This window comes from Shinella sp. M31 (assembly GCF_049199205.1).
Taxonomy (GTDB): Bacteria; Pseudomonadota; Alphaproteobacteria; order Rhizobiales; family Rhizobiaceae; genus Shinella.
Genome location: NZ_JBLZPH010000134.1, coordinates 1 through 25633 on the forward strand (window position 1 = coordinate 1; position 25633 = coordinate 25633).

A 25633-nucleotide genomic window follows, 5' to 3' on the forward strand; every position below is an offset into this window, starting at 1 on the left:
CTGCTCGCCGTCAAGGCCGATGCGGTGCTGAAGGGCAGTTCGACCTACAAGACCCTGCTGATCTGGGTCTATGCCATCGCCCCGCCGGTCGCCGGCCTGATGGGCATGATGTTCTTCGACCAGCATATCGGCCCGCTGGTGAAGTTCGCCGCGCTGTTCGGCTGGGACATGAAGGTCGGCCTCAACTACTATGACACTGCCTTTGCGATGATCGCCGTTTCGGTCTGGAAGCAGATACCCTACAATTTCATCTTCATCCTCTCGGGGCTTCAGAGCATTCCCGTCTCTGTGCGCGAGGCCGCGGCCATCGACTGCCGCTCGGGTTTCCGCCGCTTCTGGACGATGACGCTGCCGCTGCTCGCGCCCACCGCCTTCTTCCTGCTCATCATCAACATGACCTACGCACTGTTCGACACGTTCGGCGTCATCGACGTGATGGTGAAGGACAAGGCCGCCAACAACCCGATCACCCTGGTCTACAAGGTCTATATGGACGGCTTCCGCGGCAACGACCTCGGCGGCTCCTCGGCCCAGTCCGTTATCCTGATGATCGTCGTCTTCGTGCTCACCATCTTCCAGTTCCGCTTCATCGAGCGGCGCGTGCACTATAATTGAGAGGGCGAGACCCATGACCCGCATCCGCCTTTTCGATCATCTCGTGCTCATGCTCGGCGTCTTCATCATGGTGGCGCCCGTCGTAGTTGCCTTCATGACCTCGACGCACGAGGCCGCCGATATCCACCGCAACGGCCTGTCGCTGACCTGGGGCGGCCATTTCACCGAGACCTATGACAAGGTCCTGACCCGCAAGGGCGGCTTTACCGGAGAGATCACCGGTGCACGCATGATCTGGAATTCGCTGATCCTCGGCGTCGGCTTCGCGACGGGCAAGATCGTGCTGTCGATGCTCGCCGCCTATGCCATCGTCTATTTCCGCTTCAAGCTCGGCACGCTGTTCTTCTGGATGATTTTTACGACGCTGCTCCTGCCGCTCGAAGTGCGCATCGTTCCCTCCTACGAGGTGATGAACAAGCTTTCGCTCACCAACACCTATACCGGCCTCATCGTGCCGCTTCTGGCGTCCGCCACCGGCACCTTCTTTTTCCGCCAGTTCTTCAAGTCCGTGCCGGAGGAATTGCTGGAGGCCGCCCGCATCGACGGCGCCGGACCGTTCAAATTCTTCATCGACGTGCTGGTGCCGCTCTCGCGCACCATGATCGCGGCGATCTTCATCATCATGTTCGTCTATGGCTGGAACCAGTATCTCTGGCCGACGCTGATGACGACCGATGAGCGCTTCTTCACGCTCGTGCGCGGCATCAAGCAGATCCTGCTCGTCTGGGTCGGCTCCAACATCCCCGATTATAACGAAGCCTTTGCGCTGGCGATCCTCGCCATGCTGCCGCCGGTCATGATCGTGCTGATCTTCCAGCGGTGGTTCATCAAGGGCCTCACCGAAAGCGACAAGTAAGGAGACAGTCCGATGGCATCGATCGGCATTCGTGACGTATCCAAGATCTACAATGGCGGCGTGACTGCGGTCAGCGCCGTCAACATCGATATCGCCGACGGCGAATTCATCGTGCTCGTGGGCCCCTCGGGCTGCGGAAAGTCGACGCTGCTGCGCATGGTCGCCGGGCTGGAGACGATCAGCGAAGGACAGGTGACGATCGGCGGGCGCACCGTCAACGATGTCGATCCCGCCGACCGCGACATCGCCATGGTTTTCCAGAACTATGCGCTCTATCCGCATATGACGGTCTACGAAAACCTCGCCTACGGCCTGAAGAACCGCCGCACGCCAAAGGCCGAGATCGATGCGCGCGTGGCGGAGGCCGCCCGCATGCTCGAACTCCAGCCCTATCTAGAGCGCAAGCCGCGCGCCCTTTCGGGCGGCCAGCGTCAGCGCGTCGCCATGGGCCGCGCCATCGTCAGAAAACCCTCGGCCTTCCTGTTCGATGAGCCGCTGTCCAACCTCGACGCAAAACTGCGCGTCTCCATGCGCGGCGAGATCAAGCGCCTGCAGCGCCGTGTCGGCACGACCTCGATCTACGTCACCCACGACCAGCTGGAAGCCATGACGCTTGCCGACCGGCTCGTCGTGCTCTCCGGCGGCCGGATCGAGCAGATTGGTCGCCCGCTCGTTGTCTATCATCGTCCTGCAACGACCTTCGTCGCGAGCTTCATCGGCTCGCCGGCCATGAACCTCGTCAGCGGCGAACTGCATGGCGGCAAGCTGGCGCTCGGCCCGGCCCTCATCGATCTCGGCGCCACGGTGCCGACGCAGGGTGCCGTAACGGTGGGCCTGCGCGCCGAAGACCTGCGCCTGCACGAAGGTACCGGGGGTAGCCTGCCGTTCCGCATCGATTATGTCGAGGAACTCGGTTCCCAGCGCCTCGTGCACGGCATGGTTGGCGATCAGGCCATGGTCGCAGCCCTCTCGTCCGAAATCCCGTTGCCCGAAACGGCCTCGCTCTCGATTGCCCCGTCGCGGCTGCATTTCTTTGACACCGCCAGCGGCCAGCGCATCGACTGGTCGGGCGAGGCCGTCGGGCTGGGTGCCGTGGCCGCTGTTCCGGAGGCCGTCGCATGATGATCCGCACCACCGTCGACCGGCTCGCGGCACCAAGCCGGGAGGATCGCGCCGCAATCGCCACGCTGGAAAAATCCATCGCCGCTCATGATGGCCGCATGGCGGACCTTGCCTGCATGAATGCGGTGGAGACGGGTGGTCGCGCCGAACGCGCCGAGCCTCTGCCATTCCCCTTCACCGTGGCCGCCTGGAACCTCGAACGCTGCCTGTTCCCCAAGCCGAGCGCCGAGCATCTGGGCATGACCGGCGCCGAGATCGTGCTGCTCTCGGAAATGGACGACGGCATGGCCCGCACGCGCCAGACAAACACCACCGCCGCACTCGCCGATGAACTTGGCATGGCCTATCTCTACGGCGTGGAGTTCATCGAGCTTGGCCTCGGCTCCGAGACGGAGCTGGAATTTTGCAAGGACGACTTCAACAGCCGCGGCCTGCACGGCAACGGTCTTCTCTCCACCGTGCCGCTGCACCAGCCCTTCCTGCTGCGCCTTGAAGGCGAACGCCTGTGGTTCACGGGCGCGGTCGACCAACCGCGGCTTGGCGAGCGCATGGCGATCGGCGCCGTCATCAACTCCGAATCCGGACCGCTCGTGCTCGCCTCCACCCATCTGGAAAGCGCCACGACGGCCGCCTGGCGCGAGCGGCAGACGGTCGGCCTGATCGATGCGCTCGACGCCGCCTTCCCCGGCCTGCCCGTGCTCATCGGTGGCGACCTCAACACCGGCAACCATGCCGGCGGCGATTTCGAGGCGGAAGGCCTGTTCGCCCGCGCCGCCGAGCGTGGTTTTACTCGCCACGGCGGCCCGCTCGATGTCATGACGACGCGTCCGAGCCTCATCACCCGCTGGCCGGAGCGCGCGATGAAGCTCGACTGGTTCCTGTCGCGCGGTCTTGCCGTGTCGGAAACGGCGATCGTCTCATCCCTCTCTCCCGCCGGCCGCCCGCTGTCCGACCACGACCTCATCACCTGCCGTATCGATGGTTTCGCCTGAAAGATGACCGTTGCATAAAATGCGACGGATTGTTTGAACGGCGCTGTTACCGATTTCGCGTAAGGCTTTCCCCGGATTGTAAGGGGGATGAAATGGTCCTGAAACTGATGCTCGTCACCATGGTCGGCGCTGCAATGCGTTCGAAAGCCGCCGAAGAGAAGATGCCGCGGCCGTTGATCTCGGCCTCGCTCGATGAGCTCGAAATGGCGCCGAAGCCGATCGAGCCGTCCTGGGTGCTCGCCGGCAACCCGCAGGCCCGGCTTTCGCTGCATTCTCGCGCTTATGACGACCAGGCGACGACGGCGATCTGGGATTGCACGGCCGGAACCTTCCGCTGGTATTTCGGCTGGGACGAAACCGTGATGATCCTCGAAGGTGAGGTTCACATTACCGCCGAGGACGGCAGCCAGCGCACGCTGAAGGCCGGCGACATTGCCTATTTCCCCGGCAAGAGCTGGGCGACCTGGCACATCGAAACCTACGTGCGCAAGATCGCCTTCTGCCGCAAGGAATTCCCCACACCGATCAATCTGGCGCTGAAGTTGCGCGATCGCCTGCGCGGCGTCACTGCGTCCTCCGGTGGGCTTGCGGCCTGACATTTTCCGAGCCTTGTCAGAAGTATGGTATTGCGTATTGCTGGTGGCGCTGTAGCCTTTGGTCGCAACGCATGAGGGTTCTTGATGGTGCTGCGGTGGTTTGGCCGGTTGGCAATTCTTCTGATCGTCGCGGGTGGCCCATCCGCGCACGCTGACGATTTCGATTCCGCGCGCCTCGCCTCTGACAGCGAATGGCGGGTCATTGTCAGCCCCTATGTCTGGGCCGCTTCCTTGAAAGGCGATGCGACGCTTGCCGGCCGTACGACGGATGTCGACGTGCCTTTCAGCGACGTCCTTGGCCATCTCGATTTCGCGGTCATGGGCAATGTCGAGGTGACCAATGGCCAATGGGGCGTCTATTTCGATGGGCAGCATGTGCTGACCAGCCAGGACGAGGAAGTCTTCCATCACCAGCTCGGCCTCGACATCCAGACCACCATTCTGTCGGCAGGCGCCTTTTACAAGGTCTATGAAGAGCAGCTCGGCGGCGTAACCGTTTTCGGCCAGCCGCGCCGCTTTTCCGTCGAGCCGACCGTCGGCGTGCGCTGGACGCGCCTCAAGGCGACGGTTGATGCCGGCTTCCTCAAAACGACCAAGCGGGCAGATTGGACCGACCCCTTCGTCGGCCTGCGCCTGAACGCCGACCTCAACGATCGGTGGACGGTGAATGCCGAGGCCGATGTCGGTGGTTTCGGCACCGGCTCCAAGCATAGCGTCAATGCCCAGGCCTATCTCGGCTACCGCACCCATATGGGCAATTTGCCGACCATTCTGCGCGTCGGCTATCGCGTGCTCTCGCAGGATTACGAAGGTGATGATTTCACCGGCAACAAGTTCAACTGGAACGTGACCCAGCATGGACCGGTCGTCGGCCTGTCCATCCGCTTCTGACGCAGGGAGAAGACCATGCGACGCACCACTATGCTCAAAGCCCGGACGTCCGTCCTCGCACTTGCCGTGTCCTGCATGGCGTTGGCGCCGGTCGCCGAGGCCTGCACGCGCTTCGTCTATCTCGGGCCGAACGACAACATCGTCACCGCCCGTTCGATGGACTGGAAGCTCGATGTCGCGACCAATCTCTGGGTTTTCCCGCGCGGAATGGAACGCAACGGCGAGGTGGGGCCTAACTCCCTGAAATGGACCTCGAAATACGGCAGCGTCATCGCAACCGGCTATGATGTGTCGACGACCGACGGCATGAACGAGCGCGGCCTCGTTGCCAATGTGCTGTGGCTGGTGGAATCGGAATATCCGAAGTATGACCAGAGCAAACCTGGCCTGACGATCGCCGCCTGGGCGCAATATGTGCTCGACAATTTCGTGACGGTCGACGAGGCAGTGGCCGATCTCGCGAAAGAACCGTTCACCATCGTGTCGGACAGCGTGCCCGGCGAGGAGCGTCTGACGACCTTGCACCTTTCCATTTCGGATGCGAGCGGCGACAGCGCCATCATCGAATATATCGACGGCAAGCAGGTCATCCACCACGACCGCTCCTATCAGGTCATGACCAATTCGCCGACCTTCGATCAGCAACTCGCCCTCAACAGCTATTGGAAGCAGATCGGCGGCACGGTCATGCTGCCGGGCACCAACCGCGCCTCCGACCGCTTTGCGCGCGCCTCCTTCTATGTGAATGCCATCCCCAAGGCCGAGGATCCGAACCGTGCCCTGGCCAGCGTCTTCAGCGTGATCCGCAATGTCTCCGTGCCCTTTGGCATCACGACGCCGGACGAGCCGAACATTTCCTCCACACGCTGGCGCACCGTGGCCGATCACAAGCGCGGCCTCTATTTCTTCGAATCCGCGCTGACGCCGAACACGTTCTGGGTTGATCTGAAGAAGATCGATTTCGCACCGGAGACCGGCAAGGTGCTGAAGCTCGATCTCGGCAAGGATCAGGACCACACCTATTCCGGCGATGCCACGGCGGATTTCGTCCCTGCCGAGCCCTTCCATTTCCTCGGCCTGCAGCTCTGACCGTTTTGCCGGGCCGAAGACGCGCCGATTTCGCCGCTGCGGCGTTGTCTTCACGCCCGCGACATCCTAAATGTGCCGGGCATTCCTGAGGGGACTTTCATGGCTAAGATCAAGAACGTCGCGGTCCAGATGGACCACGTGTCGACCATCAACATCGCGGGCGATTCCACCTTCGCCATGAGCCTCGAGGCGCAAAGCCGCGGCTACAAGCTTTTCCATTACACGCCGGACCGGCTCAGCCTGCGCGACGGTACGGTCTATGCCAGCGTCGAGCCGATGGAGCTGCGCGACGTCAAGGGCGACCACTATACGCTGGGAGCGCCCGAACGCGTCGATCTCTCGACCATGGACGTGGTTCTGCTGCGCCAGGACCCGCCCTTTGACATGTCCTACATCACATCCACACATCTCCTGGAGCGCATCCATCCCAAGACGCTCGTTGTCAATGACCCGGCCTGGGTGCGCAATTCGCCGGAAAAGATTTTCGTCACCGAATTCGCCGATCTGATGCCGAAGACGCTGATCACCCGCGATCCCGCCGAAATCCGCCGCTTCCGAGACGAGATGGGCGACATGATCCTGAAGCCGCTCTACGGCAATGGCGGCGCTGGCGTCTTCCATTCCACCAAGGACGATCGCAATCTGTCCTCGCTGCTGGAAATGTTCGGCCAGATGTTCCGCGAGCCCTTCATCGCCCAGCAATATCTGCCGGATGTCCGCAAGGGCGACAAGCGCATCCTGCTCGTCGACGGCGATCCGGTCGGCGCGATCAACCGCGTGCCGGCCGAACACGATGCCCGCTCCAACATGCATGCCGGCGGCCGCCCGGAGCCGACGGAGTTGACGGCGCGTGAGAAGGAAATCTGCGCCCGCATCGGCCCCGCCTTGCGCGAGCGCGGCTTCCTGCTCGTCGGCATCGACGTCATCGGCGACTATATGACCGAGATCAATGTGACCTCGCCGACCGGCCTGCGCGAGGTCAAAAAATTCGGCGGCGCCGACATCGCAGCCCTGCTCTGGGACGCGATCGAACGCAAGCGCTGAGGCCGTTTCCGGCCTTGCCGTGACGTTTCGTTCGCGGACGTCCCGGCTTCGTTCCGCAAATGCAACCGAGTGCAACCGGCGCGCGGAAAATCGTGCGGCGGGTTCTATAATTGTTCTTGTTTCATTCCGTGTTTCATGCCAGATTTGCAGCTGCAACCCAGGGGCGGGTGAGCGGACTGTTTTCGGCATAAAAGTGTTGCGGCATTGCCGTGCTTTGAGCGCGCTGCCGCGGGACGGGCGGAGCGATCATGGTGGCGCGGGTTTGTACGATTGCGTTTCAAGGCATCGAAGGCGTGCCCGTCGATGTGCAGGTCATGGTGGCGCCCGGCAAGATGGGCATGCAGATCGTCGGTCTCGCCGACAAGGCCGTGGCGGAAAGCCGCGAGCGGGTGCAGGCGGCCCTCCACGCCTCCGGTCTCTCGCTGCCGCCCAAGCGGGTGACGGTCAATCTTGCGCCGGCGGATCTGCCCAAGGAAGGCAGCCACTACGATCTCGCCATCGCGCTCGGCCTGATGATGGCGCTCGGCGCGGTGCCGGCGGATGCACTGGAGGATTTCCTCGTCATCGGCGAGCTCAATCTCGACGGCACGATCGCCTCCGTCGCCGGCGCGCTTCCCGCCGCCATGGGCGCCAATGCACTCGGCAAGGGCTTGATCTGCCCGGCGGAGAATGGTGCGGAAGCGGCCTGGGCCGGCGGCGGGCTCGAAATTCTCGCCCCGCGCAGCCTGATCGCGCTCGCCAACCATTTCAAGGGCACGCAGGTTCTCGCCCGCCCGGTGCCGGCAGTCCGCGCCGCGGCAGGCGATTTGCCTGACCTCCTGGATATTCGCGGACAGGAAAGCGCCAAGCGGGCGCTGGAAGTCGCCGCGGCCGGCAGTCACAATCTCCTGATGGTCGGTCCGCCCGGCTCGGGAAAGTCCATGCTCGCCGCGCGCCTCGCCGCCATCCTGCCGCCGCTCGCCCCGGCCGAACTGCTGGAAGTCTCGATGATCCATTCCATCGCCAGCCAGCTTTCCGGTGGGCGCCTGTCGGATCGCCGCCCGTTCCGTACGCCGCACCATTCCGCCACCATGGCGGCGCTGGTGGGCGGCGGCCCGCGGGCAAAACCCGGTGAAGTGTCGCTCGCGCATAACGGCGTGCTCTTCCTCGACGAGCTCCCCGAATTCACGCCGCAGGCGCTCGATGCCTTGCGCCAACCGCTCGAAACCGGCGAATGCATCATTGCGCGTGCCAATCATCGTGTCAGCTATCCCGCCGCCGTCCAGCTCGTCGCGGCCATGAATCCATGCCGGTGCGGCATGGCGGGCGAGCCCGGCCGCAGCTGCGCCCGGGGTCCGCGCTGCATGAGCGATTACCAGGCCCGTGTCTCCGGCCCGCTGATGGATCGCATCGATATCCGCATCGACGTGCCCGCTGTCTCCGCGACGGATCTTATCCGCCCGATGGCCGGAGAGCCGAGTGCGGTTGTGGCAAAGCGCGTCGCCCAGGCGCGCGCCCTGCAGGCCGATCGTTTCGCCCGCCTCGGCATGGGCTTGGTGACCAGCAACGCGCGGGCCTCGACCGCGCTGGTCGAAAAAGTGGCCGAGCCTGATCCCGCCGGCCTCCAGCTGCTGCGCGATGCGGCGGAGAAGATGCGCTTTTCCGCCCGGGGCTATCACCGCGTCCTCAAGGTCGCCCGCACACTCGCCGATCTCGACGAGTGTGCGATCGTCGGTCGTATCCATCTTGCCGAGGCGATTTCCTACCGGATTGCCGGCGAGCGGCTTGTCACGGCCTGATGGCCGATGTCAACGGGGCCGAATATGCATCCGCCCGCTATCTCCGGTGTTACGCCGGTCCTTTGAAAACCGCCTCGATATGGTGCCCGTCCGGATCGACGACGAAGGCGGCATAATAGGTGGGGCCGTAGTGCAGGCGCAGACCGGGCGGGCCGTTGTCGCGGCCGCCGGCAGCAGTGGCTGCCGCGTGGAAGGCATCGACGGCCGGACGGCTCGGTGCGGCAAAGGCGATGTGGAAGCCGGGGCCGGGCGCGCGGGCATCGTCGTCGGCTTTGATGGCCAGCTTGTCGCCACCGCCCGACGGCCCGTAGCCGACGGCCTGGCCGGCTTCGCCGGGCCGCAGGTCGGACCAGACGCGTGTATAGCCGAGCGGCGCAAGCGCGGCGTCGTAGAAGGCCGCTGAACGGTCGATGTCGTGAACGCCGAGGGAGAGGTGATGAAGCATGGCGGAGAGGATGATAGTCAGTTTGGAGTTGGATACCGCATGGCCGGGCCATGCGGTGATCTTATGCCGAAGCCTTTCAGCCGAAGCGCGTTCGCTTCGGCTTTGGGGGATACGGCAGACAAAACCTTTGAAGCTTCCGCCAAACCGGAGCTGCCGGAAAGGCGTTAGCTGGCGAGCCCTTCGAAGAGTGCAGTCGAGAGATAACGCTCGGCGAAGGAGGGAATGATGACGACGATGGTCTTGCCGGCATTTTCCGGGCGGCTGCCGACCTTGGCGGCGGCGGTGAGGGCGGCGCCGGAGGAAATGCCGACCGGCACGCCTTCGAGCCGCGCCACGAGGCGTGCATTGGCGAAGGCCTCGTCATTGCTGACGGTCACGACCTCGTCATAGACTTGCCTGTCGAGGATGGCGGGGGCAAAGCCGGCGCCGATGCCCTGGATCTTGTGCGGGCCGGGATTGCCGCCCGAGAGAACCGGGCTGTCGGCCGGCTCGACGGCAACGACCTGGAAGCCGGGTCTCCGGGCCTTCAGCACCTGTCCCACGCCGGTGATCGTGCCGCCCGTGCCGATGCCCGAGACGAGGATGTCGACGGCACCATCGGTGTCGTTCCAGATTTCTTCCGCGGTCGTGTTGCGGTGGATCTCCGGATTGGCCGGGTTTTCGAACTGCTGGGGAATGACGGCGCCGGGAATGGTGCTGGCCAGTTCCTCGGCCATGGCGATGGCGCCCTTCATGCCCTTCGGTCCTTCGGTCAGCACCAGCTCTGCGCCGAGCAGCGCCAGCATCTTGCGGCGTTCGACCGACATGGTCTCCGGCATGGTCAGGATGAGGCGATAGCCCTTGGCGGCGGCGGCGAAGGCGAGCGCGATGCCGGTATTGCCCGAGGTCGGCTCGATCAGCGTCGATGTGCCGGGCGTGATCTTGCCCTGGGCTTCCAGCGCCTCGATCATCGCCACCCCGATGCGGTCCTTCACCGAAGCGATCGGATTGAAGAATTCGAGCTTGGCCAGGAGGTTGGCGACGACGCCTTTTTCCTTTGCAAACTTGTCGAGCCGCACGATCGGCGTATCGCCGATGGTTTCGGTGATGGAGGCGTAGATACGGCCGCGGCCGGGCTTGCGGGGTTCGCTCATCGGGGTCTCCTCGTTATTGTCGGAGAGAAGATAGGAGGGAACGCGACGCGAGACGAGTCCGGATTTCGCGGGAAAACGGTTTCAGACGGAATAATCGGATTGCCGGTAGGCCAAAGCCTGAGAAACCATCACGCCGCGCGGGTGGCGATATAGGCTGCCGTCCCCGCGAGAATGCCGGCGGCGACGCGGTTCAGCCGCTGCAAGGCCTTTGGCTGCTTGAGCAGGACGCGGGCGCGCGCGGCAAGCGCGATATAGGGCACGACCACGATGAGCAGCACCACGAAGGTGGCGGCCAGCAGCACGCCGTAATCCTTCAGGCCGATCGAGCCGAGATCGACCAGCGTCGGCACGAGCGCGACATAGAACAGCATGGTTTTCGGATTGCCGAGCGTCACGAACAGGCCCGACAGGAACGACATGGTCAGGCTGGTGGAGCGCTGCTCCTCGATGTTCTGCGGCAGCAATCCGCCCGTCCAGAGTTTCCAGGCGATGTAGCCGAGATAGAGCGCGCCGGCGATCTTGATCAGCATGAAGGCCGTGGTGAAGGTCTGGGCGATGAAGGCAAGGCCGAGGATGACCGCCGTCAGATAGACCATATCGCCGAGAATGAGCCCCAGCCCCATGAAGAAGGTCGGCCGAAAGCCGGAGCCGAGCGCGCGCGCGACGATCGCCGTGATACCGGGACCGGGAATGATGGCGGCAATGAACAAGGCGCCGCTATAGGCGATGAGGACGGCGAGGGTCATGGGAAACTCCTTGGGTCCCTCCCTTTACGCCTGGCGGCGTTTTCCGGCAATGGTCCGGCTCGTCCGAGGCAAACGCAAACAGGACGCCTCCGCTATGGGCAAAGGATCACACTTGTCACCAGGACAAGTGTGATCCTTGCGGCGGGCGAGACCGAGGCCTACTCCTCCTTTGTCCATTCAGGGGAGATGACCGGTGCCCGACTTGACCAGCCTTGCCGCCTTCGCCCTCATTGCGCTCGGCATGGTGCTGACGCCGGGGCCGAACATGCTCTATCTCGTCTCCCGCTCGATCTGTCAGGGACCGGCAGCCGGGCTCGTTTCGCTCGGCGGCGTGGCGCTCGGTTTCGTGTTCTATCTGTTTGCCGCCGCCCTCGGCATCACCGCGCTTTTGATGGCGGTGCCCTATGCCTATGATGCGCTGCGTTTTGCCGGCGCGCTCTATCTCGCCTGGCTGGCCTGGCAGGCGCTGCGTCCCGGCGGGCGCTCGCCCTTCGCGGTGAAGACGCTGCCCCGCGATGGCAACCGCAAACTCTTCCTCATGGGGCTTCTGACCAATCTGCTGAACCCCAAGGTGGCCGTGCTCTATCTCTCGCTGCTGCCGCAGTTCATCGATCCGGCAAGGGGCCATGTCTTCCTGCAGGCGCTGGTGCTCGGTGGCACGCAGATCGTCATCGCCGTCAGCATCAACGGGCTGATCGCCGTTTCCGCCGGCTCCGTGGCCGCCCTTCTCGCCACCCGCCCGCGCTGGGCGCTCGCGCAGCGCTGGCTGATGGGCACGATGCTGGCGGGGCTGGCGCTGCGCATGGCGACGGATGCCGGGCGCTGATTAGAACTCCGCCATCGGCGGCAGCGCGAAGAGGTGTTCCGGGTGCAGCCCATCCGCACCGCGCAGCATGAGCACCATGTCGCCGTCATCGGCAACGGCTTCGCCGGTCCAGTCCAGATGATCGGGCGCGAAATGCACGCGGATTCTTGACGGTGTGATCCGCAGGCTCGTAATGACATCGGCGAGGGTGGGGATCTGCGCGCCGGCCACGTCGAACAGCTCGAAGGTTCCCTCTTCGCTCTGTTGCCAGGCAATGACGGCGCCGTTCTCTTCCATGAAGTCGAGTCTGAGATCCGGCATCAGCGCGGCGTTGAACAGGAACATCTCGACCTGCCGCAACGGCGCGAAACGGTCGGAAACCGGGCGGCGGGCATTCAATAACCGGCGAAGGAATGTGACATCAGCGTCGCTGGCCATATCGAGGCGTCGTGTCGCGGCTGCGCGGCCACCTGTTGGTGCCGGGCCGATGAAACGATGCTGCGTCAGCGCCCAAAAACCATAAGGCTCGTAGAGCGCCGGCTTGTCGGTCAGCAATGTTACGGCTTCAAAACCCTCGCTGTCGCAATAGTCGAGCGCGGCCTCCATGACGGAGCGGAACAGGCCTCGCCCGCGATATTCTGGTCGCACCGCGCCCGATTGCAGCCCGGCGGCGCGCGTGAAATTGCCGTTGATGACCAGCGGCATCGAGAAGGCACTGATATTTGCAATGCAGGTGCTGGATGCGTCGAACCAGGCGAAAGGCACGCCGGTCGGGTCCGGTCCGCCGAGCCGGTCGAGGATCGTCACGTCGATGCCGAATATATCGTCGAGCAGGGCGGCAAGCGCCCGCGACGCTATGGGATCGCCGAAATAGTTCGCGCGGAGAACGAGCGCGGGGTGGCCCGTCATCGTCTCAGCGCACGCCGGTCGAGCCGAAGCCGCCGGCGCCGCGCGCCGTCTCGCTGGCATCCGTCGCCTCCTGCACGGCGACTTGCGTGACGGGGGCGATGACCATCTGGGCGATGCGCATGCCGCGCTCGATGACGAAGGACTCTTCGCCGAGATTGATCAGCAGCACCTTCACCTCGCCGCGATAGTCGCTGTCGATGGTGCCGGGCGTGTTGAGGCAGGTGACGCCGTTCTTGAACGCGAGGCCCGAGCGCGGGCGGATCTGCGCCTCGAAGCCGAAGGGCACTTCGAAGACGAAACCGGTCGGCACCAGCGCGCGCTTGCCCGGTGAAAGCGTCAGCGGCGCATCGGCTTCCACGGCAGCGCGCAGATCCATGCCGGCGGCGCCCGGCGTCTCATAGGCGGGAAGCTCGATCCCCGCGCCATGCGGCAGGCGGACGAGGGAGAGCGTGGGCTGGGTGGGGGCGTGCGCGTTCATGCGGCCATAAGCCGGCCGTGGCGGCAGCGCGTCAATTGCATCTTCGAGGCGGAGCCTGTAAAGACGCCGGCAACTCACAGGATATTGCAGAAAATGGCCGAAACCCTTGCCGAGGCGGTCTCCCGCCGCCGCACCTTCGCGATCATCGCGCACCCGGACGCCGGTAAAACCACGCTCACCGAAAAACTGCTGCTGTTCGGCGGCGCCATCCAGCTTGCCGGCGAAGTGAAGGCGAAGAAGGACCGCATCCAGACCCGGTCCGACTGGATGAAGATCGAGCGCGAGCGCGGCATCTCGGTCGTGACCTCGGTCATGACTTTCGAATATGATGGCAATGTCTTCAACATCCTCGATACGCCCGGTCACGAGGACTTCGCCGACGACACCTACCGCACGCTGACGGCGGTCGATGCCGCCGTCATGGTCATCGACGCCGCCAAGGGTATCGAGCCGCGCACGCTGAAGCTCTTCGAAGTCTGCCGCCTGCGCGATATTCCGATCATCACCTTCGTCAACAAGATGGACCGCGAGAGCCGCGACCCGTTCGAAATCCTCGACGAGGTGGAAGAGAAGCTGGCGCTCGATACCGCGCCGATCACCTGGCCGGTTGGCCGCTCCAAGTCGTTTTCCGGTTCCTATCACCTCGCCGACCGAACGTATCGCGGTTCTGACACGCAGGTGCAGCCGGTGAAAATGGACGACGCAGCCGAAGTCGCCAGGAGCCTGCCGGAAAACGAGCGCCAGGCCTTCATCGAAGAGATGGAGCTGGCGCGCGAGGCCTGCCGTCCGTTCGACCGCGAAGCCTTCCTCGAGGGACATATGACGCCGGTCTTCTTCGGCTCGGCGCTGCGCAATTTCGGTGTGCGCGATCTCATCAATGCGCTCGGTGCCTTCGCGCCGCCGCCGCGTGACCAGATTGCCGACGTGCGCAAGGTCCATGCCGCCGAAGACAAGATGACGGCCTTCGTCTTCAAGATCCAGGCAAATATGGACCCGAACCACCGCGACCGCATCGCCTTTGCCCGTGTCTGCTCCGGCATGCTGGAGCGCGGCATGAAGGTGCGCCTCGCGCGCACCGGCAAGACAATCGGCCTGTCGGCGCCGCAGTTCTTCTTCGCCTCGCAGCGGCAGCTCGCCGATACGGCCTATGCCGGCGACGTGGTGGGCATTCCGAACCATGGCACGCTCCGGATCGGCGATACGCTGACGGAAGGCGAAGCACTGGTCTTCGAGGGCGTGCCGAACTTCGCGCCGGAAATCCTGCGCCGCGTGCGGCTGGAAGACGCGATGAAGGCCAAGAAGCTGAAGGAAGCCCTGCAGCAGATGGCGGAAGAGGGCGTCGTGCAGCTCTTCTCGCCGGAAGACGGCTCGCCCGCCATCGTCGGCGTCGTCGGCGCGCTGCAGCTCGACGTGCTGAAGGAGCGACTTCAGGGGGAATACGGTTTGCCGGTCTCCTTCGAAATGTCGCGCTTCTCGGTCTGCCGCTGGGTGTCCTCCGACAATGCGGCCGAACTCGACAAATTCGTCACCCAGCGCCGCGGCGATATCGCCCGCGACCTAGATGGCGACCCGGTATTCCTGGCGCAGGACAGTTTCTCGCTGCGCTACGAGGCGGAGCGCTATCCCGCGATCAAGATGGTCGCCATCAAGGAATACCACGTCACCAAGGCGTAACGCACGCCTGCCATTTTGCCGCCTGTCACTTTCAAGATGACAGGCGGCTTTTCTTTTGCGAAACGTAGCGCCTGGACGGGGGCGTCCGTCGCAAGGCGGGCTGAGAAGCACCCTTTGAACCTGAACCGGATCATGCCGGCGGAGGGAGTCGAACGGGCGCCGTATCGTTGCGCGCCCCACGGCCGCCTCCGTCGCAAGGAGGCTCCATGGCCGAGACGACCATCGCAAACATCCTCTCCATCGCGGGCTCGGACCCGTCAGGCGGTGCCGGCATTCAAGCCGATCTCAAGACCTTCGCGGCGCGCGGCGCCTATGGCATGGCCGTGCTGACGGCGCTGACGGCGCAGAACACGCAAGGGGTGTCCGGCGTGCATCTCGTGCCGGCGGATTTCGTCGCGGCGCAGATCCGGGATGTCTTCGCCGATGTGCAGGTTCATGCGGTGAAGATCGGCATGATCGCTTCCGCGGATATCGTGGATGTGGTGGCCAATGCGCTCGCCGGCCATCGGAGCACGCCGCTGGTGCTCGATCCCGTCATGGTCGCCAAGGGCGGGGCGTCGCTTCTGGCGCGCGAGGCGGTCGAGGCCCTGACGCGCCGCCTGCTGCCGCTCGCCACCGTGCTCACGCCGAACCTGCCGGAGGCGGCCGCCCTGCTCGGGGAGGCGGAGGCAACGGACCGCGAAACGATGGCGGACCAGGCGAGCCGCCTGCTGGCGCTCGGCCCCAAGGCGGTGCTGCTGAAGGGCGGGCACCTGCCCGGCAACCAGTGCCCGGATGTCCTGGCGACGCGCGATCGCCTGCGCTGGTTCGAGGGCGTGCGCGTCCTGACGCGCAACACCCATGGCACCGGCTGCTCGCTGTCGAGCGCCATTGCGGCCGAGCTCGGCAAGGGCAGGACGCTGCCGGATGCCGTGGCGGCGGCCAAGAGCTACATCGCCGGCGCCGTGCGCGGCTCGGATGCGCTGGCTGTCGGCTCCGGCCACGGCCCGCTGCACCATTTTCACGCGCTTTGGGACTAGCGATCCGCCAGCGCCAATCGCAGACCCATCAGGCCGAGCGCGGCGGCGAAGCTGCGCTGCGTCCAGACCATGATCTTCGGCCGGCTCAGGAACTGATGGCGCAGGCCTGCGGCAAGTGCTGCATAGAGCGCGAAGACGAGGAAGGTCATGATCATGAAGACAGCGCCGAGAATGAGCATGCGCGCGGTCACGTCAGGGGCCTGCGCCGGCACGAATTGCGGCAGGAAGGCCAGGAAGAACAGCGATAGCTTCGGGTTGAAGATATTGGTGAGGATGCCCTTCCGCACGATGCGCGGCGCCCGTTCGGCGGGCTGATCCGGCCCGAGATCGAGCGCATTCGAATCCTTCAGGAGGCTCCAGGCGATAAAGATGAGATAGGCGACGCCGATATACCGCAGCATCTCGAAGGCGAGCGCGCTGGCATGCAGCACCGCGGCAAGGCCGACGACGCTGGCGAGGATATGCGGGATGATGCCGAGCGTGCAGCCGAAGGCGGCAAGCAGGCCGGCGCGGAAGCCGCCGCTGATGCCGAGGGCCAGCGTATAGATGACGCCCGTGCCGGGCAGCAGGATGACGACGAGCGAGGTGATGAGGAATTCGGTGGTCATGTGGTGTTCCCGTGCTGAAGAGCGGCAGGAAACACCGGAATGAGCATGGTGGTCTTGAACGAAATTGCAGGTCAGGCAATTCCGGCAAGGTGCACGGCGGTTTGGGAGACGTCGCTAGGCGAGGGCGGCGTGGTAAGCGCCGGGCGTATAGCCGTAGCGGCGGGTGAAATTGCGCGTCATATGGCTCTGGTCGGCAAAGCCCGCCTCCGCTGCGGCTTCGGCGAGCGGCGTTCCCGTCGCGATCAACCGACGGGCCAGTTCGGTGCGGCGCTGGATGAGATAGGCATGCGGCGTCAGCCCCGTCACGCGGGCGAAGTCGCGCACCAGCCGGAAACGGCCAAGCCCGCTTTCTGCTGCGAGATCTTCGAGGGTGATCGCAGCGGCCGGCGTGCCGTCGAGTTTTTCGCGAGCACGGGCGACGCTCGATGTGGCAATGCCGGAGCGCCTTGCTGGCTGTTCGCGCAGTACGGCCGCCAGTAACAGCAGCAATCGTTCCTCGTGGCCAAGCGGTGCGGCCTGCGCGTCCAGCACGGCTGCAAGGGCTGCGGACGCCAGAGCGCTCACGCGCCTGTCGGTCAGAACAGGTGCATGAAACTCCTCGCGCGGGTTGCCTTCGAAAATGTCCTGCGCTGCCGTCGCAACGATCTCCGGTCGCAGATACAGCATGCGCCAGGCGCGTGGGGCATCGCCGAACGGCACGCCGTCGTGCACTTCGCCGGGGTTGACGGTGATCGTGTTGCCGGCCTCGGCCTCCACACGGCCGCGCCCGCTCGCCGAGGTCTGCGCACCGCGCTCGATCACGCCGATGCCGTAGGTGTCGTGGCTGTGGCGCGCGAATGTGTGGCTGCTGTCGGCGACGACGGCTTCGACGCCGTCGATGGCCGTGCGCAGGATCTGGAAGCGCCCGGCGGCCATGCCTTACTCCCGCGGCGTGCCGGGAAGGGCGGCGGTCTCGCCGAACCAGTCGGTGGCGGACGCGCACCAGATCTGCCGCACTGGTTTCAGGTCCGCGCGCTGGTTGATGCTGCCCCAGCGGATGCCCCAGGTTGCCGCGGCCTCCCCCGTCCCCGTCGAGAAAAGCGGCGTGCCGCATTCGGGGCAGAAGGACAGCAGGCGTGGACGGCCGCTTCCGGCGATTTTGGTGTAGATTTTCGGCGGATTGCCGGTCAGGCGCACGGCTTCGCGCGCGGCGCGCACGGTGACGCGGTAGGGCGAACCGGTCAGCCGCTGGCAATCCGTGCAATGACAGATCGTCACCGCATCGGGATCGATCTCGGCTTCATAGGTCACGAGGCCGCAATGGCATTGCCCGTCGATGCGCATGAACAATCCTTCCGCCTTGCAATATGGCGGAAGGATAGGGCTTCACGGGCAGGCGTCAATGCGCCGGCTTGATGAAGGTGCCGTTGCGCAGTTCGCGCATCGCCTGTTCCAGCTCGGCCTGCGTGTTCATCACGATCGGGCCATGCCAGGCGACGGGCTCTTGGATCGGCTTGCCCGAGACGAGCAGGAAGCGGATGCCCTTCTCACCGGCCTGTATTGTTACTTCGTCGCCGGTGTCGAACACGACCAGCGTGCGGTTGCCGGAGAGGTCGCGGATATTCAGCTCCTCGCCCTGGAACTCTTTCTCCACCTTCACGCCGAACGGTTTTGACGCATCCCGGAACGTGCCGGAGCCGGCGAAGATGTAGGCGAAGGCCGAGCGATAGGTATCGACGGGAAGGCGCTTGGTCTTGCCCGGCGGCACGGAGATATCGAGATAGACGGGCTCGGCGGCGATGCCGTCGACCGGGCCGGTCTTGCCCCAGAAGCTGCCGGCAATGACGCGGGCCACCGTGCCGTCGTCATCGACGACGACGGGAATGTCGCCGGACTTGATGTCCTGGTAGCGCGGCGCGGTCATCTTCAGCGACGAGGGCAGGTTGGCCCAGAGCTGGAAGCCGTGCATCTTGCCGGCGAAATCGCCGCGCGGCATTTCCTGGTGCAGGATGCCGCTGCCGGCGGTCATCCATTGCACGTCGCCGGCGCCCATCACGCCATGGTTGCCGAGGCTGTCGCCATGTTCGACGGAGCCGGCGAGCACATAGGTGATGGTCTCGATGCCGCGATGCGGATGCCAGGGAAAGCCGCGGATGTAATCCTGCGGATTGTCGTTGCGGAAATCGTCCATCATCAGGAAGGGATCGGTCATCGACGGATCGCCGAAGCCGAAGACGCGGTGCAGCTTGACGCCGGCGCCCTCCATGGCGGGGCGGGCGATGCTTTCGTGTTTGACGGGGCGTATGGACATGGGGAAGTCCTTTCGTTTGGGGTGTTGAAGCCCTTATACGCCCAGCCCATCGTTCACGAAATCTGGCCGCCACAGAACGGACTGTTCACAAAATCCTGTTTCGCCGGAAACTGCCGCGCGCGATGCCTGTCGTCAGAATGACACGCATGGTGTCGCCCCCTTTACATTCGTTAACGCATTTTTACCCATTTGCGTTGAAAATCCAGGCAGTGCCATGGTTAATGCGTCGTATCTCACACCGGTTCGCACCGGTCCAAGCAAGCGGGAAGTGTCATGTGCCGTTGGGCAGCCTATCGCGGAGAGCCGCTTTTCCTTGAGGAACTGGTGTCCTCGCCCGCGCACTCGCTGATCGAGCAATCCCACTGCGCCACTCGCGCCAAGACGGCCACCAATGGTGACGGCTTCGGCATTGCCTGGTATGGCGAGCGCCCGGAACCCGGCCGTTACCGCGATATTCTGCCGGCGTGGTCGGATTGCAACCTCAGGAGCATCGCAAGGCAGGTCCGCTCGCCGCTCTTCCTCGCCCATGTGCGCGCGGCGACCGGCGGCGGCACGCGGCGCGACAATTGCCATCCCTTCGTCAACGGCAACTGGTCCTTCATGCACAACGGCCAGATCGCCGATTTCGAGCACCTGCGCCGGCCGCTCGAAACCATGCTCGACAACGACCTCTACCATGCCCGCACCGGCTCGACCGATTCCGAGCTGCTGTTCCTGCTGGCGCTGCAATTCGGCCTGGCGCGCGACCCGCTCGGCGCGATGGCCGAGACCATCGCCTTCGTCGAGCGCCTCGCCGCCCATCTGGAGCGTCAGGTGCTGGTGCGCTTCACCGCCGCCTTCACGGATGGCCAGCAGCTTTATGCCGTGCGCTATGCGACGGATTACAAGGCCCCGACGCTCTATGCCGCGCCGATGGGCGAGACGGGCGGGTACTGCCTCGTCTCCGAGCCCTTGAACGACGACACGGAAGCCTGGGTGGAAATTCCCGACGGCAGCGCCGTGGTGCTGGGGGAAAACGGTGTGGACGTGCGCATCTTCTCGCCCGCCGGTCGTCCGGCCGGCGCCATGGAAGCCAAACTCAGCCTCGTCAGGTAAGCCGCGCGGCAATCCAGCCGGCGAGGTGGTCCGCCACGTCGTCCTTGGAGAGGTCCGGCCAGGCCTCGATGCCCTCGGCCGTGATCAGCTTCACGCTGTTGCGCGTGCCGCCCATGATGCCGGTCTCCGGCGAGACGTCGTTGGCGACGATCAGGTCCGCGCCCTTCTTTTGAAGTTTTACCCGGCCGTTGCTCTCCACGTCCTGCGTCTCGGCAGCAAAGCCGACGACGATTTTGGGGCGCTTGTCGCTGTGCCCGACGGTCTTCAGGATATCGGGGTTTTCCGTCAGCATCAGCGGCGGCGGGCCCTCGCCCGGCTGTTTCTTGATCTTTTCCATGTTCGGTGTCGCCACGCGCCAGTCGGCGACGGCGGCGACCATCACGGCGATATCGGCCGGAAGCCTTGCCAGCACGGCGTCCAGCATTTCGGCCGCCTGCTCGACACGGATGACCTTCACGCCCTTGGGATCGGGAATCGTGACGGGGCCGGATACGAGCGTCACATCCGCGCCGAGCCGCGCAAGGGCGGCGGCAATGGCGTGGCCCTGCCGGCCGGAGGACCGGTTGGCAATGTAGCGCACGGGGTCGATCGGCTCATGGGTCGGGCCTGATGTGACTATGGCCGTGCGGCCGGCAAGCGGCTTTGCACCGCCATCGAGCAGGCGCTCGACGGCCGCGACGATCTCCAGCGGTTCCGCCATGCGCCCGAAACCGGCCTCGCCGCTTTCCGCCATCTCGCCGGCATTGGGCCCGATGAAGGCGATGCCATCCCTGCGCAGCGTCTCGACATTGCGGTGGGTTGCGGCATGCGCCCACATTTTCGGGTTCATGGCCGGCGCCACCAGCACCGGCCGGTCGGTGGCGAGCAGCACGGTCGAGGCCAGATCGTCGGCAAGGCCGTTCGCCATCTTGGCCATCAGGTCGGCGGTGGCAGGCGCAACGACGATCAGGTCGCAATCGCGCGCCAGCCGGATATGGCCGACATCCTGCTCGTCCTCGCGTGAAAACAGCTCCGTATAGACATGGCCCGACGACAGCGCGCCGACGGCCAGCGGTGTCACGAATTCCTGCGCCCCTGCCGTCATGACCGGCCGCACCTCCGCGCCGCGCTCGCGCAGGCGTCGGATGAGGTCGAGGCTCTTATAGGCGGCGATACCGCCTGATATGACGAGAAGAATGCGTTTTCCTGCAAGCGGCATGGCAAGTCCCGGGCTCAAGAGGCGCAAGTCCGCCCCGGAGAGGACGGTCATCCCGTCCTACCCCGTTGCCGCGGCATTTCCAAGCCTCTGCCGGCGCGGACGCCTTAGTGGCAGACCTTCACCTTCTTGATGATGAGATTGCCGTAATAGTCGTATTTCTTGATTTTCTTCCAGAAACACTTCGGCTTGTGCCCGTAGTAGTGGGTCACGAATTCGACGGCGCCGGCGGTCTGAAGGCCCGATCCGTCCGGCATCCTGCCGGCAAAGGCGGGTGCGGCGACGCTGCTGAAGGACAAGGCGGCGATGGCGGATAGAAACATGATCTTGCGCATGGAACGGCTCCCCTTTTGGCCCTTGGAGAATACGGTCTGCATTGCAATGCGTCGGTTGTTCCGGTTTTGCTAAAGTAACACCTTCACGCGTTGCCGCAAGTCGCAACGATGGGCCAAGACGGAGTGCTTTCGCCTTCAGGCCCCTTCGTCGGGAATGTTGAGCACATGGCCGCAGGCCTTGCAGTGCACGGCATCGGCGTCATGGCGCGACAGGCCGCATTGCGGGCAGGGGAAGGTCACCTTGTAGGGCCGGACGATTGCCTGTGCGAGGCGCACGAAAAGCGAGATGCCGACGATCATCGTGATGATCGAGGTGAGTTTCCCCAGCGTTCCGGGCAGCGTGATATCGCCGAAGCCTGTCGTCGTAACCGTCGCGACGGAAAAATAGAGCGCATCGACGAAGCCCGCGAAACCATCGGCGCCGTAGAAGAAATTGCTGTAGACGAAACCGGTGACGAGGAAGAGGAAGACGAGGAAATTCACGCAGGCCTGGATGACGTCTTCCAGATAGCCATAGCCGGTACGGCGCAAAAGCAGCGTCACGAGCTTGCTCTGGCTGATCGCCCAGATGCGCAGCACGCGCAGGAAGGCGAAGTTGTGCAGCTGGCCCGGAAACAGCAGCGTGCCGAGAATGACGATGTCCACCCAGGTCATCGGCCGCAGCAGCCAGTAGCGCAGGTTCGGCGCGATCAGCGCCCGCGCGCCAAGCTCGAAGGCGATGACCCCCGCAATCGCATAGTCGACGATGACATAAGCCGAGCCGGTGCGCAGATAGGGTCCGGCGATGAAGAAGACGAGCACGGCGATGTCGATGAACAGCATCGCCAGCTGAAACCGCACAGCCTCCCGGTCGCGCCCGAAATACAGCCCGCGCAATTGTCGCCGCGCCCGTTCGAGAAAGGGTCGCGGTTCGGTCGTGCTCAACGGTTCGTCGGTCATGGAAGGGAGACTAGCGCCGGGAGAGGGCCGGTCAAGCTCAGCCGAGCTTCCAGGCGATGTAGACCAGCGTTGCCGCAATCACCCAGAGCGCGATGCGGCCTGAGCGGCCATGGCGGGCTTCCGAGCGGCCGATGGCCTCGGCGGTATCCGCATCGAAACGCAGGCCCTTTTCGGCCATCGACGTTAGGTCCTGCGAGAGCTTTTCGGCCTTGGAAGCAATCTCGGGGGCGGCTTCGGCAAGGCGCAGCGCCGCATGCGCGCCGTCGCGCAGGTCGGTCAGCAGGCGTTTGGGACCGAGATTGTCGCGGATCCAGTCGCCGACGACACCTTCGGAGGCCTTCCACATGTTGAAGCGTGGATTCAGCGTGCGCGACACGCCTTCCACGACGACCATGGTCTTCTGCAGCATGACGAGCTCGGTGCGCGTCTCCATGTCGAACAGTTCCGTCACCTCGAAGAGCAGGGTGAGCAGCTTCGCCATGGAGATCGTCTCGGCCGGCTGGCCGTGGATCGGCTCACCAATCGCGCGGATCGCCTGGGCGAAGCTCGCGGTATCATGGTGCGAGGGCACGTAACCGGCCTCGAAATGCACGTCGGCGACGCGCTGGTAATCGCGCGTGATGAAGCCGTAGAGGATTTCGGCAAGGAAGCGGCGCTCCTTCTTGCCCAGCCGCCCGACGATGCCCATGTCGACCGCGACGATGACGCCCTGCGGATCGACGAAGAGATTGCCCTGGTGCATGTCGGCATGGAAGAAGCCGTCGCGCAGCGTGTGGCGCAGGAAGGACTGGATCAGCGTGTCGGCGAGCCTGTTCAGATCGTGGCCGGCGGCGCGCAGGCCCTCGACGTCCGACATCTTGATGCCGTCGATCCATTCCATGGTGACGACGTCGCGGCCGGTGCGCTCCCAGTCGACCTTGGGCACGCGGAAACCGGGGTCGTCGCCAGTATTCTCACCAAGTTCCGAAAGGGCTGCCGCTTCAAGGCGCAGGTCCATCTCGATCTTGGTCGTCTGTTCGAGCGTGCGCGTCACCTCGACAGGCTTGAGGCGGCGCGTGTTTGGCAGGATCGCCTCCTGGAGGCGGGCCGCCGCATACATAGCTTCGAGATCATGCGCGAAACGCTGGCGCACGCCGGGGCGGATGACCTTCACCGCGACCTTGCGCTCGCCGCTCGCATCGCGCACCGTCGCAGGATGGACCTGGGCGATGGAGGCGGCGGCGACCGGATCGCCGAAATCCACATAGAGATCGTCGAGTGTGCGGCCGAGCGAGCCCTCGACCGTGGCGACGGCCGCTTCGCGCGGGAAGGTGGCCATGCTGTCCTGCAAGGCGGAAAGCTCCACCGCGATCTCGGCGCCGACCACGTCGGGACGCGTCGCGAGGAACTGGCCCATCTTCACATAGGAGGGGCCGAGGCGCTCGATGGCGCGGGCCAGCCGGTTGCCGCGGTCTTCCCGGGCGGCGCGGCGACGCTCCAGCAGGCCGGCAAAGGCATGGGCGGTGCGGGCAAGCGGCGGCATGCCCTCGGTCGGCAGCGCCGAGACGACGCCCTCACGAACGAGAACCCAGCCCACGCGGGCAAGGCGAAGATAGGCGCCGATGACACTCATGCGGAACGATGCTGTCTGGAGGAGAGGGGGGCCATGCTCAGAGCTTCCAGCCCGAATGCAGCGCGGCGATGCCGCCGGTGTAATTGGTGTAGGTCACGCGCGAAAAACCGGCGGCGCGGATCATCGCGGCGAAATCTTCCTGGTTGGGGAACTTGCGGATCGATTCCACCAAGTATTGGTAGGGCTCGGCATCGCCGGTGATCATCTTGCCGAATTGCGGGATCGCGTTGAACGACCAGGCATCATAGACCTTGTCGAGCAGCGGCATTTCCACTTCGGAGAATTCCAGCACCAGCAGCCGGCCGCCGCGCTTCAGCACGCGATAAGCCTCCGACAGCGCCACATCGATGCGCGGCACGTTGCGAATGCCGAAGGCGATCGTATAGGCGTCGAAACTGTTCGCCTCGAAGGGCAGGTCTTCGGCATTGGCCTCGACGAAGTCGAGATTGGCGGACAGGCCCTTCTTCGCCGCACGGTCGGCGCCGACGGATAGCATCGAGCCGTTGATGTCGAGCACCGTCGAATGCGCCAAGCGATCGGAGGCCTCGATGATGCGGAAGGCGATATCGCCGGTGCCGCCGGCAACGTCGAGTGTCTTGTAGGATGCGTCCTTGCGCGGATTGAGGCTTGATATCATCGCATCCTTCCAGGCCCGGTGCAGGCCGGCGGACATGACATCGTTCATGATGTCGTAGCGCTTGGCGACCTTGTGGAAGACGTCATTGACGAGCGCCTGCTTTTCGCCTTCGCGAACCTCGCGAAAGCCGTAGGAGGTTGCCATGCCGCCGTCTGCGGATGTGCGCTGTTCCGTCATCATCGTCTCCATGGGCCGGTCTGTCGCAGCCATATCGCCACTTAGACCATAGCGATTTGGCTTTGACCGCGCTATCTGAACGCTTCGCCGGGTATATAGGGCATAGATTGCCGAGAGGGAAATGCCGGAGCGCGGCAAATGCGCCCAAGGTTAAATCCCGTTCAAGGAGACGAAGATGCCGGAACTGCCGGAAGTGGAAACGGTCAGGCGCGGCCTGGCGCCCGTCATGGAAGGGTCAAAAATCCGCCGGGCGGAGCTGCGCCGTCCGGATCTGCGGTTTCCCTTTCCGCCGGCCTTCTCCGAAAAGCTGGAGGGGCGGCGTGTCACCTCGCTTGGCCGGCGCGCCAAATATCTGCTGATTGATCTCGAGGGCGGCGATGTCGTCATCGCTCATCTCGGCATGTCCGGCTCTTTCCGGGTCGAAGGAGCGGAGGACGTCGAGACGCCCGGTGACTTCCATAGGCCGCGCAGCAAGGACACGCGCCACGACCACGTCGTCTTCCATCTGGAGACACCGGAGGGCGAGCAACGCGTCGTTTATAACGACCCGCGC

General features: G+C 64.5%; 28 protein-coding genes and 1 riboswitch. Of the genes, 14 read left to right on the plus strand and 14 right to left on the minus strand.

Annotation, left to right across the window (positions count from 1 at the left end; genetic code table 11):
• From ACOZKU_RS21220 to ACOZKU_RS21260, 9 genes are all read left to right on the plus strand, one after another.
• A partial coding sequence (locus ACOZKU_RS21220; RefSeq protein ID WP_421580563.1) for an ABC transporter permease subunit occupies positions 1 to 615 on the plus strand: 615 nt, incomplete at its 5' end.
• Between the two features lie 13 nt (positions 616 to 628).
• On the plus strand, positions 629 to 1471 hold the full coding sequence (ugpE, locus tag ACOZKU_RS21225; RefSeq protein WP_314090556.1) for a sn-glycerol-3-phosphate ABC transporter permease UgpE: 843 nt from the start codon (positions 629 to 631) through the stop codon (positions 1469 to 1471).
• Between the two features lie 12 nt (positions 1472 to 1483).
• Positions 1484 to 2593 carry an ABC transporter ATP-binding protein gene (locus ACOZKU_RS21230; protein ID WP_421580564.1) on the plus strand — a complete coding sequence of 370 codons (1110 nt, stop codon included), beginning with the start codon at positions 1484 to 1486 and terminating at the stop codon, positions 2591 to 2593.
• Positions 2590 to 3585, plus strand: coding sequence for an endonuclease/exonuclease/phosphatase family protein (locus ACOZKU_RS21235; protein WP_421580565.1), 996 nt, complete (start codon positions 2590 to 2592; stop codon positions 3583 to 3585). Before ACOZKU_RS21230 ends, ACOZKU_RS21235 begins: the two co-directional genes overlap by 4 nt.
• Before the next feature lie 92 nt (positions 3586 to 3677).
• Positions 3678 to 4181 (plus strand): cupin domain-containing protein, encoded by a 504-nt coding sequence (locus ACOZKU_RS21240; protein WP_421580566.1) that lies wholly within the window; start codon positions 3678 to 3680, stop codon positions 4179 to 4181.
• Positions 4182 to 4295: 114 nt separating this feature from the next.
• Positions 4296 to 5072, plus strand: coding sequence for a hypothetical protein (locus ACOZKU_RS21245; protein ID WP_421580584.1), 777 nt, complete (start codon positions 4296 to 4298; stop codon positions 5070 to 5072).
• Positions 5073 to 5147: 75 nt separating this feature from the next.
• Positions 5148 to 6161: a linear amide C-N hydrolase gene (locus tag ACOZKU_RS21250; protein WP_421580585.1), complete on the plus strand. Its 1014-nt coding sequence runs from the start codon at positions 5148 to 5150 to the stop codon at positions 6159 to 6161.
• Between the two features lie 99 nt (positions 6162 to 6260).
• The gene (gene gshB, locus ACOZKU_RS21255; protein WP_313531976.1) at positions 6261 to 7205 is read left to right on the plus strand and encodes a glutathione synthase; all 945 of its coding nucleotides are present in this window, start codon (positions 6261 to 6263) and stop codon (positions 7203 to 7205) included.
• 248 nt (positions 7206 to 7453) lie between these two features.
• Entirely contained in the window at positions 7454 to 8983 is a 1530-nt protein-coding gene (locus ACOZKU_RS21260) for a YifB family Mg chelatase-like AAA ATPase (protein WP_421580567.1), read from the plus strand.
• Between the two features lie 49 nt (positions 8984 to 9032).
• Here the strand turns inward: ACOZKU_RS21260 and ACOZKU_RS21265 are convergent, their stop codons facing one another.
• The 3 genes from ACOZKU_RS21265 to ACOZKU_RS21275 form a co-directional block, all read right to left on the minus strand.
• Positions 9033 to 9428, minus strand: coding sequence for a VOC family protein (locus ACOZKU_RS21265; RefSeq protein WP_314090542.1), 396 nt, complete (start codon positions 9426 to 9428; stop codon positions 9033 to 9035).
• A gap of 164 nt (positions 9429 to 9592) precedes the next feature.
• Entirely contained in the window at positions 9593 to 10561 is a 969-nt protein-coding gene (cysK, locus tag ACOZKU_RS21270; RefSeq protein WP_421580568.1) for a cysteine synthase A, read from the minus strand.
• Between the two features lie 128 nt (positions 10562 to 10689).
• Complete coding sequence (locus ACOZKU_RS21275; RefSeq protein WP_314090536.1) at positions 10690 to 11307, minus strand: LysE family translocator; 618 nt, start codon at positions 11305 to 11307, stop codon at positions 10690 to 10692.
• Positions 11308 to 11500: 193 nt separating this feature from the next.
• On the opposite strand from ACOZKU_RS21275, the gene ACOZKU_RS21280 reads away from it, so the two are divergent.
• The gene (locus ACOZKU_RS21280; RefSeq protein WP_421580569.1) at positions 11501 to 12133 is read left to right on the plus strand and encodes a LysE family translocator; all 633 of its coding nucleotides are present in this window, start codon (positions 11501 to 11503) and stop codon (positions 12131 to 12133) included.
• Here the strand turns inward: ACOZKU_RS21280 and ACOZKU_RS21285 are convergent, their stop codons facing one another.
• Both ACOZKU_RS21285 and dut read right to left on the minus strand, forming a co-directional pair.
• Complete coding sequence (locus tag ACOZKU_RS21285; RefSeq protein ID WP_421580570.1) at positions 12134 to 13021, minus strand: GNAT family N-acetyltransferase; 888 nt, start codon at positions 13019 to 13021, stop codon at positions 12134 to 12136.
• A gap of 4 nt (positions 13022 to 13025) precedes the next feature.
• Positions 13026 to 13499, minus strand: coding sequence for a dUTP diphosphatase (gene dut / locus ACOZKU_RS21290; RefSeq protein WP_421580571.1), 474 nt, complete (start codon positions 13497 to 13499; stop codon positions 13026 to 13028).
• 93 nt (positions 13500 to 13592) lie between these two features.
• Between dut and ACOZKU_RS21295 the strand changes: the two genes are divergently transcribed.
• Both ACOZKU_RS21295 and thiD read left to right on the plus strand, forming a co-directional pair.
• The gene (locus ACOZKU_RS21295) at positions 13593 to 15173 is read left to right on the plus strand and encodes a peptide chain release factor 3 (protein ID WP_421580572.1); all 1581 of its coding nucleotides are present in this window, start codon (positions 13593 to 13595) and stop codon (positions 15171 to 15173) included.
• Positions 15174 to 15240: 67 nt separating this feature from the next.
• Positions 15241 to 15337: riboswitch (TPP riboswitch) on the plus strand.
• 42 nt (positions 15338 to 15379) lie between these two features.
• A complete protein-coding gene (thiD, locus tag ACOZKU_RS21300; RefSeq protein ID WP_421580573.1) occupies positions 15380 to 16192 on the plus strand; it encodes a bifunctional hydroxymethylpyrimidine kinase/phosphomethylpyrimidine kinase in 813 nt (270 codons plus the stop codon).
• Here thiD and ACOZKU_RS21305 read toward each other — a convergent pair.
• From ACOZKU_RS21305 to ACOZKU_RS21320, 4 genes are all read right to left on the minus strand, one after another.
• Entirely contained in the window at positions 16189 to 16800 is a 612-nt protein-coding gene (locus tag ACOZKU_RS21305; protein ID WP_421580574.1) for a LysE family translocator, read from the minus strand. The genes thiD and ACOZKU_RS21305 overlap by 4 nt on opposite strands.
• Before the next feature lie 114 nt (positions 16801 to 16914).
• Positions 16915 to 17715, minus strand: coding sequence for an AraC family transcriptional regulator (locus ACOZKU_RS21310; RefSeq protein WP_421580575.1), 801 nt, complete (start codon positions 17713 to 17715; stop codon positions 16915 to 16917).
• 3 nt (positions 17716 to 17718) lie between these two features.
• On the minus strand, positions 17719 to 18123 hold the full coding sequence (locus ACOZKU_RS21315) for a GFA family protein (protein WP_421580576.1): 405 nt from the start codon (positions 18121 to 18123) through the stop codon (positions 17719 to 17721).
• Positions 18124 to 18178: 55 nt separating this feature from the next.
• Entirely contained in the window at positions 18179 to 19090 is a 912-nt protein-coding gene (locus ACOZKU_RS21320) for a pirin family protein (RefSeq protein ID WP_421580577.1), read from the minus strand.
• Between the two features lie 273 nt (positions 19091 to 19363).
• On the opposite strand from ACOZKU_RS21320, the gene ACOZKU_RS21325 reads away from it, so the two are divergent.
• On the plus strand, positions 19364 to 20185 hold the full coding sequence (locus tag ACOZKU_RS21325) for a class II glutamine amidotransferase (protein ID WP_421580578.1): 822 nt from the start codon (positions 19364 to 19366) through the stop codon (positions 20183 to 20185).
• Here the strand turns inward: ACOZKU_RS21325 and coaBC are convergent.
• The 5 genes from coaBC to ubiE all read right to left on the minus strand — a co-directional run bounded on the left by coaBC (position 20178) and on the right by ubiE (position 25080).
• Entirely contained in the window at positions 20178 to 21383 is a 1206-nt protein-coding gene (gene coaBC / locus ACOZKU_RS21330) for a bifunctional phosphopantothenoylcysteine decarboxylase/phosphopantothenate--cysteine ligase CoaBC (protein ID WP_421580586.1), read from the minus strand. The genes ACOZKU_RS21325 and coaBC overlap by 8 nt on opposite strands.
• Before the next feature lie 104 nt (positions 21384 to 21487).
• Positions 21488 to 21715, minus strand: coding sequence for a hypothetical protein (locus tag ACOZKU_RS21335; protein ID WP_421580579.1), 228 nt, complete (start codon positions 21713 to 21715; stop codon positions 21488 to 21490).
• Positions 21716 to 21850: 135 nt separating this feature from the next.
• Entirely contained in the window at positions 21851 to 22654 is an 804-nt protein-coding gene (locus ACOZKU_RS21340) for a potassium channel family protein (RefSeq protein ID WP_421580580.1), read from the minus strand.
• Positions 22655 to 22691: 37 nt separating this feature from the next.
• Positions 22692 to 24266, minus strand: a complete 1575-nt coding sequence (ubiB, locus tag ACOZKU_RS21345; protein WP_421580581.1) for a 2-polyprenylphenol 6-hydroxylase — start codon at positions 24264 to 24266, stop codon at positions 22692 to 22694.
• 37 nt (positions 24267 to 24303) lie between these two features.
• A complete protein-coding gene (gene ubiE / locus ACOZKU_RS21350) occupies positions 24304 to 25080 on the minus strand; it encodes a bifunctional demethylmenaquinone methyltransferase/2-methoxy-6-polyprenyl-1,4-benzoquinol methylase UbiE (RefSeq protein ID WP_421580582.1) in 777 nt (258 codons plus the stop codon).
• Positions 25081 to 25255: 175 nt separating this feature from the next.
• On the opposite strand from ubiE, the gene ACOZKU_RS21355 reads away from it, so the two are divergent.
• On the plus strand, positions 25256 to 25633 hold a 378-nt coding region (locus tag ACOZKU_RS21355; RefSeq protein WP_421580583.1), incomplete at its 3' end, for a DNA-formamidopyrimidine glycosylase family protein.